Genomic DNA, 14,365 nt, shown 5'->3' on the forward strand with positions numbered 1-14,365 from the left:
ACGAATCCCCTCGCCCGGTCGCCGACACCGTGAAGCCGCAGGGCTCAACTGGCCGCCGCACCGGCGAGTTGAAGGCCATTCGTGTGACTGAGGAGTGATTGTGTGACCGGCGTGTTCGGCGAGGGAATGCATGGGCTCCGGGCACCGACTGGGGTGCTTGTCCAACGACCGGTCCGACACCGACCTGTGTGCGTCCCGGACCGGGCGAAGGGAGCAACGCAGATGATCGCTGTGCGACGCATAGCCGCTGCCACGATGCTGGCGGCGCTGGCCGGCATATCCGCGCCTTCGGCGTACGCGGCGGCCCCGGCCGCCGATGACGCGCCGTTCCTGAAGGCGATTCACCAGGGCAACCTGGCGGAGATCGCGGCCGGACAGAGCGCACGCAAGAACGCCACGGCGGCTTGCGTGAAGTCGGTCGGCGTCACGCTGGTGCGCGACCACAGGAAGCTGGATGTCGGCGTCAAGGCGCTGGCGGCCGAACTGCACGTCCCGCTGTCCGCCTCGCCCTCCGCCGCGCAGGAGAAGGCGATGACCGCCATGCAGGCCAGTGTGGGGACGAGCGCGTACAACACCGACTGGCTGACCGCCGAGGCCAAGAGCCACGAGGACACATTGGCCCTGATCGACGGCGAAATCGCCAAGGGAGGCAACGCCGAGGTCAAGGCCGCCGCCCGAGGAGCACGCCCCGTGGTGGCGAAGCACCTGGAACTGATCCGTGCCTGCGAGGCGCGCGTCAAGCAGTCTTGATCCCCCGCGAAGAGCGGTGGAGCCGGCGGAACCGGTGGAGACCGGTGGCGGCCTCGGGGACCTGGCCGCCGACCGCGACGGACGAGAGGGGCCGTAGGGCGGTCGACGAAAAAGCCCTACGGCCCTTCTACGGCGATTCGGGTCCGCGGAGGGGACCCCTCACCGCCGGGCGCCCCAGCTGAGCCAGGCCAGCGTCCCGAGCACCGCCGCGACGGCGATGTCACTGAGCCCGATCGACCTGTCGGCGCCCTCGTTCAGTACGGCGAGGCTTCCGACAGTGAGGGCCGCGAAGAGGACGGCCAGGACGGTCCAGAACGCTCTCATGGCGACCCCCAAACGTGGAACATGGCCGCAAACATAACCGCCGGGCCGTGCCAGGAGCGAGCTTTCGTACGATACCGGCCAACAGGTGCGCCTCATGGCGAATCCCGGCCCCGGGGAATCCTCGTACGGCCCGGTTGTTGGAGATGGTGTGAGTATCGCGGCGACTGTTCCCTTCTCCGTACTGGACCGCTCCCGTATCCGGGAGGGGTCGGACGGTCCTCAGGCGCTGCGCGACAGCGTCGCGTTCGCCCGGCGGATCGAGGCCCTTGGCTATCACCGCTTCTGGGTGTCCGAGCACCACAGCGTGCCGGGGGTCGCCGGCTCGGCTCCGACCGTGCTCGCGGCGGCCGTGGCCGCCGCCACGTCGACCATCCGCGTCGGGACCGGCGGTGTGATGCTGCCGAACCACCGACCGCTCGTCGTCGCCGAGCAGTTCGGGGTGCTGGAATCCCTCTTCCCGGGCCGTATCGACATGGGGCTCGGGCGGTCGGTGGGTTTCACCGACGGGATACGCAAGGCACTCGGCCGGGGCAAGGAGGACGCGGCCGACTTCCCCGGGCAGCTCGCCGAACTCCTCGGATATTTCACCGGCACCCAGAACGCGCACCCCCAGGTCCACGCCCACCCCGCCGAAGGGCTGAGCGTCCCGGTCTTCGTCCTGGCCACCGGCCAGGGCGCACGGGTCGCGGCGGAGGCCGGGCTCCCGCTGGTCATCGCCGCCGTACGGGGTGAGGACGCGATGCTCCGGGCCATCGAGGCGTACCGCCGTGACTTCCGCCCCTCCCCCTGGGGCGAGCGGCCGTATGTCGTCCTGTCCGGCACGGTCGCGGTGGCACCGACCACACGGGAGGCCCGCGCGCTGCTGCTCCCGGAGGCCTGGTCGACGGCGTACTCCCGCACCCACGGGGAGTTCCCGCCGCTCGCCTCGGTCGAGACGATTCTCGCCACCGCCATGACGGAACGCGAGCGCGCACTGTTCGAAGAAGCGCGGCGCGGGCATCTGTACGGTACGGCGGACGAGGTGGCGGCCGGTCTCCGGCAGCTGCTGGCGCGCAGCGGGGCCGACGAATTCCTGGTCACGACGAGCACCTACGACCGCGAGGCGCTGCTCGACTCGTACACCCGGCTGGCCCGACTGCTGGGCCTGACCGGCCCTCGGCCCCGGGCTACCGCGTGCCGCGTACCCGCGACGCCTGACGGTGCCGCCCGCGCCGTCCGGAGCCGAACGGCCTCGGTCAGGGACGGCACCGGTCAGGCGACGGCGCGGATCAGGCGAAGGCGGGCATGATCTTGTCGTGGATCAGGCGGAGTTGGGTGTTCACATCGGCCGCTCCCACGAGGTCACGGCCGGTGAAGGCCTTGACGAGACTGCGGTCGGTGAGGGCGCAGATCATGTGATTGACGCCGCTGGGGGCGATCTCCCGCTGGATCTTCTCCAGGCACTCCTCCGGGGTGCCCGCGATGGAGAGGCGTTCGGCGATCTCGGGTGTCGTCAGCTCGATGCCACGGGCGAGGTCACCCGCCGCGATGGCGTCGATGACCGGCTTCAGTTCGCCCGGGTCGACGCCGTTGCGGCGGAGCTGTTCCTCGGGCATCGAGGAGGCGTAGATGCCGACCATGCTGCGGGCCGCGTCCTTGGCGGTCGCGGAGTCGGGTCCGGTGGCGAAGACGACCCAGGCGCCGATGTCCAGGGACCGCCAGTCCTTCCCCGCGCGCTCGGCTCCGGCCCGGATGTGCCGCACCGCGTAGTCGTACGCCTCGCGCGTGTAGCTCAGCGCGTGGTGGCAGCCGTCGGACAGCTCGCCGGCCGCCTCGAAGGACCTGGGTCCGCGCATCGCGCCGAGCTTGAGCGGGACACGCTCCTGGACGGGGCGGGCGAAGGTGAACAGCCCGCGGTAGGTGAAGAACTCGCCGTCGTACGAGATGGCTCCCTCGTCCAGCAGCGTGCGCACCACATGCAGCGCTTCCTTGACCCGGGACAGCGGACGGGTGCGGGCCCAGTCGGTGCCGTACTGGGCCAGCAGCCCGAAGTTCCCGCTGGACAGCACGCCTTCCGCCCGGCCGTCTGACAGCTCGTCGAGTGTGGCCAGGGCCTGGGCGATCAGGGTGGGTTCCCGGATCGTGACCGGGGACACGCTCGGGCCCAGACGGATCCGGCTGGTCTGGCCCGCCGCGGCGGCGAAGAGCAGCCACAGGTCCTTGTGCCAGGCCTCGTCGGCGGCATAGCAGGCGTGAAAGCCGAGTTCATCGGCGAGCTTGATCGAGGCCAGTGACTCTTGGAGCGGATAGTCGGGGAGCATCGCATAGCTGAATTTCACCGGCGCCACCTTCCGAAGTGGCCATGGGCGGTATGCACCGCCGGGCTGGATACCTCTCCCGAGAGTGTGGAGGCGAACCCCACCTGTCCAGAACTTGTCAGGCCAATCATGAGGGAGGATCGAGATCGTTCGTGCCGTGGAGCCGGGGGTGGAGCCGGAAACCGATTCGGGCGGTGGCGCGTCCGGGGGTACGAGGGCAAGTGAACGGGAGTCCATGGTGGTGCGGGCGCGAACGGACAGCGGTGGGGCGTCGAGGGTGAGAGGGGCGTGGTGGCGGGCCGCGCGTGCGGAGGCGCCGAAGAACGGACGGACCGACGGGCAGAAGAACGCGCGGCGACGGTCGGTCCGGGCGCGCGGGCGGGTGCTCGCCGCGCTCGCGGTGCTGACGGCCGGACTGCTGGTGTTCCACCGGGCCGTGCCCAATTCCGTGGGCCGTCTGGGCAGCTTCCTGGAGGCGTTCCTGCCCTGGCTCGGCCTGGTGGCCGTGGTACTGCTCGGCCTGGCGCTGATGCGCCGCTCCGCCCTCGCGCTGGTGGCCCTGCTGCTGCCGGTGGCCGCCTGGACATATCTCTTCGGCGGGCTGCTGCTGCCCGGTGCGGAATCCGGCGCGCGCGACCTGGTCGTGGTGCAGCACAACGTCAGCGACGAGAACACCGATCCGGCGGGCACGGCCCGCGCCCTGGCCGACGCCGAGCCCGATCTCATCGCGCTGGAGGAATTGATACCCCCCGCGCTGGCGGTCTACGAGAAGACCCTGGCCCCCGACTATCCATACCACGCGGTCCGGGGCACCGTCGGACTCTGGTCGAAGCATCCCCTCACCGGAACCCGGCAGTTGGACATCAAGCCCCGGGAAATCACGGAGGACTGGAGTCGCGCGCTGCGGACCGTGGTCCGCACACCGCACGGCGAGATCGCGGCGTACGTCGCGCACCTGCCCTCGGTCCGCTTCCGGGCGTCCGGCCTCGCGTCGGCCTGGCGCGACGAGAGCGCCGGCCTGCTGGGGGAGGCCATCGCCGCAGAGGAGCTGAAGGCGGTGATCCTGCTCGGCGACCTCAACAGCACCGTCGACGACCGGGGATTGACCCCGCTGACCTCAAGGATGAATGTGGCGGAACGTGGCTTCGCCTTCAGCTTCCCCTCCGCCTTCCCGCTGGCCCGGATCGACCAGGTCATGGCCCGCTCGGGGACCGTCGGCCATATCCGCACCCTGCCCGCCACCGGCAGCGACCATCTGCCGGTCGCCGCCCGGATCGCACTGGACTGAAGGAGCCGGGCAGGCGCCGGACACGGACTCGCCGCTTCCCCGATGAGCGGCGGGTACGACGAGGACTCCCCGCTCATCCGGCCTGTACGAGAACACCCCCGAACCTCTGGGCATTTGTGCGTTCTTCGCGGTCCGCCGGATGCCGGGGTGTGGCAAAGTCGTGCCGTGGAAGAGCTGCGACTTCAGGATCCCCAGCGAATAGGCGCGTGGCGGATCATCGCCCGGCTCGGTGCGGGCGGCATGGGACAGGTGTACCTCGGGCGTTCGCCCGGCGGACGGCTGGTGGCCGTGAAGGTGATCCGCGACGAGATCAGCGATCACCCTGAGGCGCTCGCCCGGTTCCGGCGGGAAGCCGCGACCGTGGAAGCCGTACGGAGCGCCTACACCGCCCAGTTGATCGAGGCGTCACTCGATGTGTCCCCGTACTGGCTGGCCACCGAGTACGTACCGGGACCCACACTGCGCGACGCCGTGGGAGCGAGCGGTCCGTTCCCGCCCGAGAGCGCTCTGCGGCTGCTCGCGGCGCTCGCCGAGGGGCTGGCCGCCGTCCATGCCCATGGAGTCACGCACCGGGACCTGAAACCGGGGAATGTCATCCTCGCGCCCCAAGGGCCGCAGCTGATCGACTTCGGTATCGCCAGGGGACTTGAGCAGACGATTCTCACCCGGGACGGAACCGCTCCCGGGACCCCCGGATACACCGCGCCCGAGGTCCTTCTGCGTAACGACGTCACCCCGGCCGCGGACATCTTCGCGCTGGGAGCGACGATCGCCTACACGGCGACCGGCCGGCCCCCGTACGGTACGGGCGATGCCATGACGGTGAGCTACCGGACCGTGCACGAGGACATCGACCTGAGGGGCGTACGGGGCGACCTGGCGGCGCTGATCCGGCGGTGCGTCGCCAAGGACCCGGCGAAGCGGCCCGAACTGGCCGCCGTGATCGCCGGATGCGCGGTGGACTCGGCGCTGGCCGACGATGCCCATTACCGTTCGGTGGCCCGCGACGGCGACCCCGTACCCGGGTCCGGGTACGTGAAAGGCCCGGCGGACTCGTCCGGTGCGCACGCGCCGTCCGAGCGGAAAGCGGAGACGGTCACCCCCGTCACCGCCGTCACCCCCGTCACCGCCGTCACCCCCGTCACCCCCGTCACCGCCGTCACTCCCGGGATGGCCGCGTCGGACCGCGGCCCGGTGCAGCACGCTCCGGCCCAGCCGGCGGCCACCGGGTTCTGGGCGTACTCCGACACCACCCCGTACGACGGGCCGGATCACCAACCGCCTCCGGTGCGGCGCGAACGTCGTGGGGGTTGTCTCGCCGCATGCGTGGTGGTGGCGCTCCTGGTGTCGGTCGGGATCTGGCTGTTCCCGAAAGAGGACGACAAGGGCTCCGAAGCGGCGCCAGGGACCGATGTCGTCGCGTCCGGTCCCGCCACCACGGGTCCGGCGAGGCGCCCGCCGGACCACATCGTGAACGACCGTGTCTCGCAGGACCGTTGGACCCTGTCGGACGATCCGGAGCAGGCCGCCATGGGCATCGGCTTCTGCGACCTGGCGAGTCTCACCGACTCCTCGCCGCCGGAGGACCTGCGGTCCTCCGTGTCGCACACCACCGGCTCGGACACCGCTTCGGTGGAGCTGCGTCCCAAGACCGCCGGGGAGGGCAAGCGGCCCGCGCCGTACTACGTGTCCGTCGGGGTACGGCCGCCGCACGAAACGGACCGCGACACCGGGCGCCCCCTCCGCTCGGCGAGCAAGGGTATCGGCTTCACCAGCAAGCCCATCGACCTCTACTCCCAGTGGTCGTCGGGCGGAACCATCAAGCTCAGCTATCCCAAGGACTTCCGGGCCCACTTCGGCGATCGGACCGTCGACGCGATCCCGGTCGGAGACGACCGGGGCGACTGGACGGTGGTGCTGTACCACGTCGAAGGCGGACCCACGAAGTACACGTCCATCGTGTGCAACGGCTTCCACGCCTGAGCCGCGACGAGTCGGTGTCCGACCCCCCGGAGCGGCCACCGTCCGGTGACCGGCAGGCCGTTCCTCGCCTCGTGCCCACGGGACCCGCGCCTGCGAGATCGGCCGCGGGCCCGGACCTTTGATCGTTGGCGTCGATCAACCGATCGAGAAGCGCTCTTGGACGGCCGGTGATCCAGGAAGGCAGGATGTCGGAGCGTTCCCCGCTCTGACGGACGACGAGCCGCCGTGGGCCGAAGGCGGGGCGCTCCCCCGAGGAGTCCTGTGCTGATCTCGCATGCCCTGAAGACGTACGTCCCGCTCAGCGGTGCGCCGACCATGCCCGCCCGGCGCCCGGCGCCGGGCGGATGTCGGGCTCGCGGCGGGGCGGGGGCGTCGTATTCATGACGCTCGACCGGTCCGGGATACGGGACGTCGAGGACGACACCCGCCCCGCGAAGAACCCCCGTGCCCGATGGTCCCTGTGGTCCCGATGGTGGAAGGTCGACGAGTCGAGGGCGCCCCGGCGTACCGTCGTATCGGCGTCGGTCACCACAACGGTCGCGCTGACCGTCCTGGTGGTCGTCGGGATGATCACCCACCAGACGGTGCTGATACCGCCCCTCGCGGCCACGACGGCGATCATCACCGTGACCCCCGGCTCGCCGCTCGCGCAGCCCCGCCATGTCCTCGGCGGACACCTGCTGTCCTGCCTTGTCTGTTTCACCGTCCTCGCCCTCGGCTGGCACGGCCCCTGGGCCGCCGCCGTGGCCTGCGGGACCGCATGCGGTCTCGGCCTCCTCTTCAAGGTGGCCCACCCCCCGGCCATGGCGACCGTCGTCATGATCATGCTCACCGAACCGCGCGCCACCCAGTTCACGGCCCTGCTGGCCACGGGAGCGGCGCTGCTCGTCCTGGTACAGCTGATCTCCTCCCGCCTCCAGCGAGAGGTCTACCCCACGACCTGGTGGTAGACGGCCCGTTCGGACGTCATTCGCGGCCGTCGACGGAGAGGCCGGACGGTTCGCCCTCTTGACGGGCACTCACCTCAGGGTGATTAGCTGAAAGCGCCACCTGTCGTGGACATGATCGGGAGGATCTGATGCCCCCTACGCGATGGCTCGCCGGCATCGTTCCCCTCGGACTCGTCGGCGCGCTTGTCCTCGGCCACATCACCACCGCCGGGCCCGCCGAAGCCGTCACCACGGTGACGGACGACCGGCCGGCCACGCTCGGCCGCCCCCTCGTCGGCGGCGCCGACCCGAGCGTGATCAAGGTCGGGGACCTCTATGTCTCCGCCAAGTCCGTGGACGGCGGCATCGCCGTGCGGTCGGCGGCCACCATGGAGGGCGTCGCCACCGCGCCCAAGCACCAGGTGTGGCGGGACACCGGCAACCTCGGCGAGGTCTGGGCCCCGGAGATCGTGCACCACGACGGTCACTACCGCATCTACTTCGCCGCCGGCAGCGGTGCCGCCCACCGGATGTACCACATCAGCTCCGCCGACCCGGACACCGGCTATTCCGCCGCCACCAAAGTCGCGCTGCCCGATGACAAATGGGCCATCGACGGGGTGCCCTTCACCTTCGGCGGCCAGCGCTGGTTCGTGTGGTCCGGCTGGTCGGGCGACACCAACATCGAGCAGAACCTGTACCTGGCCCGGATGAGCGGTCCCACCACGACCACTGGCGGCCGTTACGTCATTTCGCAGCCGCGCGAGCCGTGGGAACGGGTCGTGGGCAACCCCTATATCAACGAGGCACCCCAGCCGATTGTCGACCCCAGCGGGCAGTTGCACCTCGTGTACTCCGCGAACGGCAGTTGGAGCAGCCAGTACTGCATCGCCGACCTGCGGCTGCGGGGCGGCGGCGACCCCACGTATGTGTGGGACTGGTACAAGAGCAACGGCTGTCTGTTCGGCTCGCACGCCCCGACCATGATGGCGGGCTGGGACCCCACGCTCAATGTCGACGGCCCCGGACATCACACGTTCGTCCTGCCGCGCGGCGACGTCGCCGCCGGCCCGCCGTCCGGCAACCGGTTCCCGACCATGTTCCACGCGGTCGCCAAGGGCACGCCGTACTCATGGTCCAACCGCTACTGGTACTCCGGCACGGCCGTCTGGTGGGGCAGCACCACCTACCGCCGGGCCAACGTCCCCGGTGCCACCACCAGCGTCGGGTACAGCCTCAAGTTCTTCGAATGAGAACCGTCCCCGGGCATCCCCGGGCTCAGTGAGAACCGTCCCGGGGCTTGTCGCGACCGCCCCTGCGGCGAACCGCCGGTGCGCCGCCACCAGCCACGCCTCTTGCTGTCCGATGCCCCTCGCGAGGAGGAGTCCGCCCATGTTCGACCCGCCCGCACTCTCCCGACGCCGCTTCCTCGGAGCGACAGGCGCGATCGGACTCACCGGGCTGTTCGGGGCCGGGACGACAGGCACCGCCCTCGCGGCGGACGGCAACAGCGTCGTACCCATCGGCTGGCCGAACCTGGGCTCCTACTCGGGGGCGGACGCCGCCGGAACCCGAGTGACAGCCGTCCTCGCCGGGAGTGCCCGCTACCTGATCGGGCCCTGGTACGCCGCCACCTACACCCACTACCTTCCCGACGGCCATATCGACCTCAAGGGAACGGACGAGCGGGCCGTCCGGCTGCCCGCCATGGCCGCGGTCGCCGCCACGACGGCCTTGGTCACGAACACATACGACCCCCGGACGCTGTCGGCCGCGAACGCCACCATCCGCACCCGCAATCTGATCCGCACCCTCGCCGCCCGCCACCTGGCCAACAACGCGAACACCGGCACGCGTTGGGGCGGCGGATGGCAGACCGCCCTGTGGGCGTACTACACGGCCCTGGCGGGCTGGCTCTTCTGGGACCGGCTGGACACCACCACACGCGATCATCTCGTCGCCATGCTGGTATGGGAAGCGGACCGGCTCACCACCGGCGACGGCGTCCACCTCATCGGCACCAGCGGTGATCAGCTGTACATGACCCGGCGCGACGGCACCGTCGTCACCCCCGGGGACAGCAAGGCGGAGGAGGACAACTGGAGCGCCGCCGCACTCTCCCTGGCCGCCGCGATGATGCCGAGCCACCCCGACACCGCCCGCTGGACGCGTCGCAACATCGAGCTCCTGCTGGCCGCGGCGGCCAGACCGGCCGATCTCACCAGCGGCGCGACCATCAACGGTATCCGGTTGTCCTCCTGGCTGCGGGGGACGAACATCGCCGACGACGGAACACTGCAGAACCACGCACGGCTGCACCCGCTGTACATGGTGGCCTTCGACCAGAGCCTCTACCAGGGGTTCGTCTTCGGCCTGGCGAACCGGGCCGCGCCGCGGGCCGCGCTGCACAACATCAACCGGACGTACGCCGCGCTGGTGGACAAGCCTTTCCCGCTGCCCGGCGGAGGCACCAGCCCGATCTACCGCGCGGACTCGGCGGAGATCTACTACCCCGAGGGCAACGACTGGGGTACCCACTTCCCCTTCTACTTCGGCAGCTTCGACCTGCTGGTCTCACTCACCGGGCAGGACCACGGCATCTCCCCGTCCGCCGCCGAGTGGGAGCGGCTGCACAACAACGCGCAGCTCTCCCTGATGTCCCGCTTCGCCGACGGCCGAACCTACGACGCCGCCGGGGAGAACACCTACTACGGGCGGGAGCACCGCATCGGCGCCATGGCGGGGCAGACGTATCTCACGCTGTTCCTGGCCCGCAATTCGACCGGCAACCGACTGCGATGGACATGAGAGCGCTGAGTGGCAGCTGTCCCGGACAGGCCGGTGTTCGGCATGGGCAGCGGCTACAGCGGACGCGTGTGGGCGATGCCCCGATGGGGCGAGCCCGGTGCTCAGACCATGCGCTGTACGGCGACCATCGCCACGTCGTCGGCGGGCCGCGCGCCGACGTGCCGCAGCAGATCGGACCGTACGGCGTCGATCATCTCGTCCAGGTCACGGTCGGTCCACCGGGCCACCCGGTCGGCCAGCGGGTAGAAGCGCCCGGCCGCGTCGCGTGCCTCGATGACACCGTCGGTGTACAGCAGCAGCCGGTCCCCGACGGCCAGTTCGTAGGTGTCCACCTGATGCTCGTCGGCGCGGAGATCGCCGAGCCCCAGCGGCAGTGCGGATGTCCTGGGATCGAGAGGGAGGACGTTGTCCTGGCGGATGAGCAGCGGCGGCGGGTGGCCCCTGTTGGCGATCCGGACCACGTCCTCCCCCTCCCTGAACTCCACGATCACCGCGGTGACGAACCCCTCCATCGCCCGGCGGCGGGAGACGGAATCCGAGGCGTCGTCGGAAGTGGCCAGCGCGTCGACGAGCTCGTCGCGCAGCCTGCGGTCGAGAAAGTCGGGCAGCTCCGCCAGCGTGGTGCCGTTCCTGGCCGCCTGGCGGAAGGCACTCAGCAGATAGCCGACCATTTCGACCGCGCCAAGCCCTTTCCCCTCCACGTCACCGACCATGAGGCGGACAGAGCGTGCCGTGACGGCGGCCGCGTACACATCGCCGCCGATATTGGCCTCCTCCTCCGCCGAGATGTACACGGAGGAGATCGACAGAGGACCGAGCCGACAGGGAAGCGGTCGCAGCAGCAGGTTCTGCATGACCGCGGCGACCCAGCGCGACTGGGCGAGTTCTCGTTCGCGTCGTTGTCGCACCGTGGCCGTCGCGACGGACGCGATGCTGATCAGCACCACGGTGGCGAACGAGACGGGAAAGGCCTTGGTGTCCAGGGTGTGGTTGTTGATCGCCGCCAGGTACACACTGGGCAGCGTCAGCAGCACGACGAAAAGGACCTGCCCCGGGGGCAGGAAAGTCGCCGAGAGAGCGGGCACCGCCACCATCAGCCCGCCGATTCGGATCTCCGTATTCGTCAGCAGTTCGACGGCGAGCAACCCGGCCAGGCACAGGAGCGCTATCGCGAGCTTTGCGTACGGCCGGCGCCAGAGGCTCGACGACGTGGCTGACCCAGTCGTGCTCATGACCCCAAACTACGTCGGGACGGCCCGGGCCGCTCGACGGTGCCGCCCGAGCGATCGACTGGTACGTGGCAGGGGCCCGGCGGTTCCGCGCCGACGGCCCTCCCCTGGCGGACGCACCCTGAGCGGAACCGTCCCACGCCCGGTCCCGGGCACGCCTTCCTCATACGACTCTCATCCTCAAATGCCTTGATTCCACGGCGAGTTGATCCGATTCTCAGGATCGGCGGCTAGATTCCCGGACCATGACTCAGGACACACCCCACCCCCGGTCCTCGGACCCCGCCCCCCATATACACGGCCCGTCGAGGCGCCGGGTACTCCTCGCGGGTGGCGCGAGCCTCGCGGTCGCCGGCCTCGGGGCCTCCGCCTCGGCTCCCTCAGCGTCTGCCACGGACCTACCGGCGGACTGCTACCCCCTCACGGCGGAGGCCATCGAGGGCCCGTACTACCTCGACTACGACCTGTTCCGGCGCGATCTGACCGAGGACCGCGCCGGTATCCCGCTCACCCTGCGGCTCACGTTCCTCGACGTGGTCGCGTGCGAGCCGCTGCGAGGTGCCGCCGTCGACATCTGGAGCTGCGACGCCACGGGCGTCTACTCCGGCTACACCGAGATCGGCAACGACACTCCCCCACCGGCCGGCGGCACCCACGTACCGCCCACCGACGATCTCACCTATCTGCGGGGCTCACAGATCACCGGCCGCCGGGGCGAGGTCGAGTTCCGCACCCTCTTTCCCGGCTGGTACATCGGCCGCACGGTCCATATCCACGTCAAGGTGCATGTCGGCGGCGAGTTGACACCGGACGGCTACGAGAGCGGGCAGGTCTGCCACACCGGCCAGCTGTACTTCGCCGAGGACACGGTGCTCGCCAGCGCCGAGATCGCCCCGTACAACACCAACACGCTCGCGCGTACGACGCTCGACGCCGACCGGTTCTACGGCGGGGGCGGCGCCGTGGACGGCCTGCTCGATCTGTCGTACGCCCCGGGGGCGATCGAGCGCGGGGTCCGCGGCAGCCTGACCGTGGGCGTGGACCCGAGCGCGGTACCGGCGGCGTCGGCTTCGGCGTCGGCTTCGTAGCCGATCAAGGCCGGACCAACGACAGCTCTGGCCCCCTACCGGCCAGGGCTGTCGACCGGCCGTAGTCGGTCAGCCGGTTCATGGAGGACGGGCCGCGTTCGATGGCGGTCGTACTATTGGGGCTGACCGTACGGCCATCGCCTCAAGGAGTCCCCGTGTCCCGCCCTCACACCGCTGCCCGGACAGTGGAGCACCCCGACCTGTCGGAGGTAACACTCCAGCAGGTTCTGGAGGCGCTGGCGGATCCGGTCCGGCGCATGGTGGTGTCCCAGCTGGCCCAGTCCGCCCATGACATGAGCTGCGGCACGTTCGAAGCTCCGGTGTCACCTTCGACCCTGACCCACCACTTCAACGTGCTGCGCGAGGCCGGCGTGATCCGCCAGTACTACGAGGGGACGTCGAAAATGAACACGCTGCGCGCGGACGGGATGGAGGAACGGTTCCCTGGCCTGCTGTCGGCGGTGGTGGCCGCCTTCGCCGCGGAGGGCGAGGCACACCCGGCCTGAGGCCGCCGGTTCGGCCCGGCCCGCGAAGGTGTGCCGACGGGCGTTAATTCGATGGCCCTCGAAATTTGACGGCCATCGAACTTTGCGGCAGGGTGGGTCTCGGGGCCGATCAATCTCGCGCCCCTCCCCACTCTTCCCGAGGATGGATGCGCCATGGCGAAACTCGTACAGTTCGACCGGCTCGGCGGCCCCGACGTTCTGACCGTCAATGAGGTGGAGGTAGGTGCGCCGGGCGCCGGAGAGGTGCGCATCAGCGTCGACGCGATCGGCCTCAACCGGGCCGAGATCATGTTCCGCGAAGGCAGCTACTTCGACCAGCCGCGCTTCCCCTCCACACTCGGCTATGAGGCCGCGGGCGTGGTCGAGGCGGTGGGTGAGGGCGTGGACGGCCTGCTTGAGGGCGATCCCGTCTCGGTCGTACCGGCGTTCCTGCAGAGCGAGTACGGCACCTACGGCGACCACGTCATCGTTCCTGCCTCGGCCGTGGTGCCCCGTGCCGCGGACGTCGACCCCGTCCAGGCGGCGGCGGTCTGGATGGCCTACATCACCGCATACGGGCCGCTCGTCGAAAGCGGCCGGGTGCGTCCCGGGGACCACGTCCTGATCACGGCCGCCTCCAGCAGCGTGGGCCTGGCCGCCATCCAGGTCGCCCGTCACGTCGGCGCGATCCCGATCGCCACCACACGCGGCGCAGAGAAGAAGCAGCGCCTGCTGGACGCCGGTGCGGCCCATGTCGTCGTCACCGACGACGAGGACGTGACCGTACGCGTCAAGGAAATCACCGACGGCGAGGGCGTCCGCCTGGCCTTCGACCCGATCGCCGGCCCCGGCGTCGAAACGCTCGCCCAGGGCATCGCCCCCGGCGGCTTCCTGGTGGTCTACGGCGCCCTCGACCCGCGCCCGACTCCGCTGCCCAACGCGCAGTCCTTTCCCGCGCTGAACAGCAGCACCTACACCCTCTTCGAGATCACCACGAACCCCGAACGCCTCCGCCGCGCGGTCGCGTTCGTCAATGCCGGTCTCGCTTCGGGCTCCTTCACCCCGGTCGTGGACCGTACATTCGACTTCACCGACATCGCCGAGGCTCACCGCTATATGGCGGCCAACGAACAGGTCGGCAAGATCGTCGTCACCGTCACCCACGACACCTCACCGGCGTAAAC

13 protein-coding genes are annotated in these 14,365 nt (G+C 70.1%); 10 read left to right on the forward strand and 3 right to left on the reverse strand.

Going from position 1 to position 14,365, the window contains the following annotated elements; genetic code table 11:
• Positions 1-222: 222 nt before the first annotated feature.
• Entirely contained in the window at positions 223-750 is a 528-nt protein-coding gene (locus M1203_RS00205; protein ID WP_249947367.1) for a DUF4142 domain-containing protein, read from the forward strand.
• A 159-nt stretch (positions 751-909) separates the two neighbouring features.
• On the opposite strand, the gene M1203_RS00210 is transcribed toward M1203_RS00205, so the two are convergent.
• Positions 910-1,074 (reverse strand): hypothetical protein, encoded by a 165-nt coding sequence (locus M1203_RS00210; protein WP_249947368.1) that lies wholly within the window; start codon positions 1,072-1,074, stop codon positions 910-912.
• A 154-nt stretch (positions 1,075-1,228) separates the two neighbouring features.
• On the opposite strand from M1203_RS00210, the gene M1203_RS00215 reads away from it, so the two are divergent.
• On the forward strand, positions 1,229-2,362 hold the full coding sequence (locus tag M1203_RS00215) for an LLM class flavin-dependent oxidoreductase (protein ID WP_249947887.1): 1,134 nt from the start codon (positions 1,229-1,231) through the stop codon (positions 2,360-2,362).
• On the opposite strand, the gene M1203_RS00220 is transcribed toward M1203_RS00215, so the two are convergent.
• Positions 2,343-3,392, reverse strand: coding sequence for an LLM class flavin-dependent oxidoreductase (locus tag M1203_RS00220; protein ID WP_249947369.1), 1,050 nt, complete (start codon positions 3,390-3,392; stop codon positions 2,343-2,345). The genes M1203_RS00215 and M1203_RS00220 overlap by 20 nt on opposite strands.
• Before the next feature lie 361 nt (positions 3,393-3,753).
• Here M1203_RS00220 and M1203_RS00225 point away from each other — a divergent pair, with 361 nt between their 5' ends.
• The 5 genes from M1203_RS00225 (at position 3,754) to M1203_RS00245 (ending at position 10,379) form a co-directional block, all read left to right on the forward strand.
• Complete coding sequence (locus tag M1203_RS00225) at positions 3,754-4,659, forward strand: endonuclease/exonuclease/phosphatase family protein (RefSeq protein ID WP_249947888.1); 906 nt, start codon at positions 3,754-3,756, stop codon at positions 4,657-4,659.
• Between the two features lie 165 nt (positions 4,660-4,824).
• A complete protein-coding gene (locus M1203_RS00230) occupies positions 4,825-6,642 on the forward strand; it encodes a serine/threonine-protein kinase (protein ID WP_249947370.1) in 1,818 nt (605 codons plus the stop codon).
• A 380-nt stretch (positions 6,643-7,022) separates the two neighbouring features.
• Positions 7,023-7,592, forward strand: coding sequence for an HPP family protein (locus M1203_RS00235; protein ID WP_249947371.1), 570 nt, complete (start codon positions 7,023-7,025; stop codon positions 7,590-7,592).
• A 128-nt stretch (positions 7,593-7,720) separates the two neighbouring features.
• Positions 7,721-8,824, forward strand: a complete 1,104-nt coding sequence (locus tag M1203_RS00240; protein ID WP_249947372.1) for a glycoside hydrolase family 43 protein — start codon at positions 7,721-7,723, stop codon at positions 8,822-8,824.
• A gap of 139 nt (positions 8,825-8,963) precedes the next feature.
• Positions 8,964-10,379, forward strand: coding sequence for a hypothetical protein (locus M1203_RS00245; protein WP_249947373.1), 1,416 nt, complete (start codon positions 8,964-8,966; stop codon positions 10,377-10,379).
• A gap of 101 nt (positions 10,380-10,480) precedes the next feature.
• Here the strand turns inward: M1203_RS00245 and M1203_RS00250 are convergent, their stop codons facing one another.
• Entirely contained in the window at positions 10,481-11,611 is a 1,131-nt protein-coding gene (locus M1203_RS00250; RefSeq protein ID WP_249947374.1) for a PP2C family protein-serine/threonine phosphatase, read from the reverse strand.
• 242 nt (positions 11,612-11,853) lie between these two features.
• On the opposite strand from M1203_RS00250, the gene M1203_RS00255 reads away from it, so the two are divergent.
• The 3 genes from M1203_RS00255 (at position 11,854) to M1203_RS00265 (ending at position 14,363) form a co-directional block, all read left to right on the forward strand.
• Positions 11,854-12,696: an intradiol ring-cleavage dioxygenase gene (locus M1203_RS00255; protein ID WP_249947375.1), complete on the forward strand. Its 843-nt coding sequence runs from the start codon at positions 11,854-11,856 to the stop codon at positions 12,694-12,696.
• A 155-nt stretch (positions 12,697-12,851) separates the two neighbouring features.
• Positions 12,852-13,202: a helix-turn-helix domain-containing protein gene (locus M1203_RS00260; protein WP_249947376.1), complete on the forward strand. Its 351-nt coding sequence runs from the start codon at positions 12,852-12,854 to the stop codon at positions 13,200-13,202.
• 153 nt (positions 13,203-13,355) lie between these two features.
• Positions 13,356-14,363 carry a zinc-dependent alcohol dehydrogenase family protein gene (locus tag M1203_RS00265; RefSeq protein ID WP_249947377.1) on the forward strand — a complete coding sequence of 336 codons (1,008 nt, stop codon included), beginning with the start codon at positions 13,356-13,358 and terminating at the stop codon, positions 14,361-14,363.
• Positions 14,364-14,365 lie beyond the last annotated feature (2 nt).

Source organism: Streptomyces sp. 35G-GA-8 (assembly GCF_023534745.1).
In the GTDB taxonomy this organism is placed as follows: domain Bacteria; phylum Actinomycetota; class Actinomycetes; order Streptomycetales; family Streptomycetaceae; genus Streptomyces.

What these genes read in the sequence shown, in the direction of transcription:
- M1203_RS00265 (WP_249947377.1), top strand. Translation starts at nt 13,356, where the DNA reads ATGGCGAAACTCGTACAGTTCGACCGGCTCGGCGGCCCCGACGTTCTG.
- M1203_RS00210 (WP_249947368.1), bottom strand. Translation starts at nt 1,074, where the DNA reads ATGAGAGCGTTCTGGACCGTCCTGGCCGTCCTCTTCGCGGCCCTCACT.
- M1203_RS00240 (WP_249947372.1), top strand. Translation starts at nt 7,721, where the DNA reads ATGCCCCCTACGCGATGGCTCGCCGGCATCGTTCCCCTCGGACTCGTC.
- M1203_RS00255 (WP_249947375.1), top strand. Translation starts at nt 11,854, where the DNA reads ATGACTCAGGACACACCCCACCCCCGGTCCTCGGACCCCGCCCCCCAT.
- M1203_RS00245 (WP_249947373.1), top strand. Translation starts at nt 8,964, where the DNA reads ATGTTCGACCCGCCCGCACTCTCCCGACGCCGCTTCCTCGGAGCGACA.
- M1203_RS00205 (WP_249947367.1), top strand. Translation starts at nt 223, where the DNA reads ATGATCGCTGTGCGACGCATAGCCGCTGCCACGATGCTGGCGGCGCTG.
- M1203_RS00250 (WP_249947374.1), bottom strand. Translation starts at nt 11,611, where the DNA reads ATGAGCACGACTGGGTCAGCCACGTCGTCGAGCCTCTGGCGCCGGCCG.
- M1203_RS00235 (WP_249947371.1), top strand. Translation starts at nt 7,023, where the DNA reads ATGACGCTCGACCGGTCCGGGATACGGGACGTCGAGGACGACACCCGC.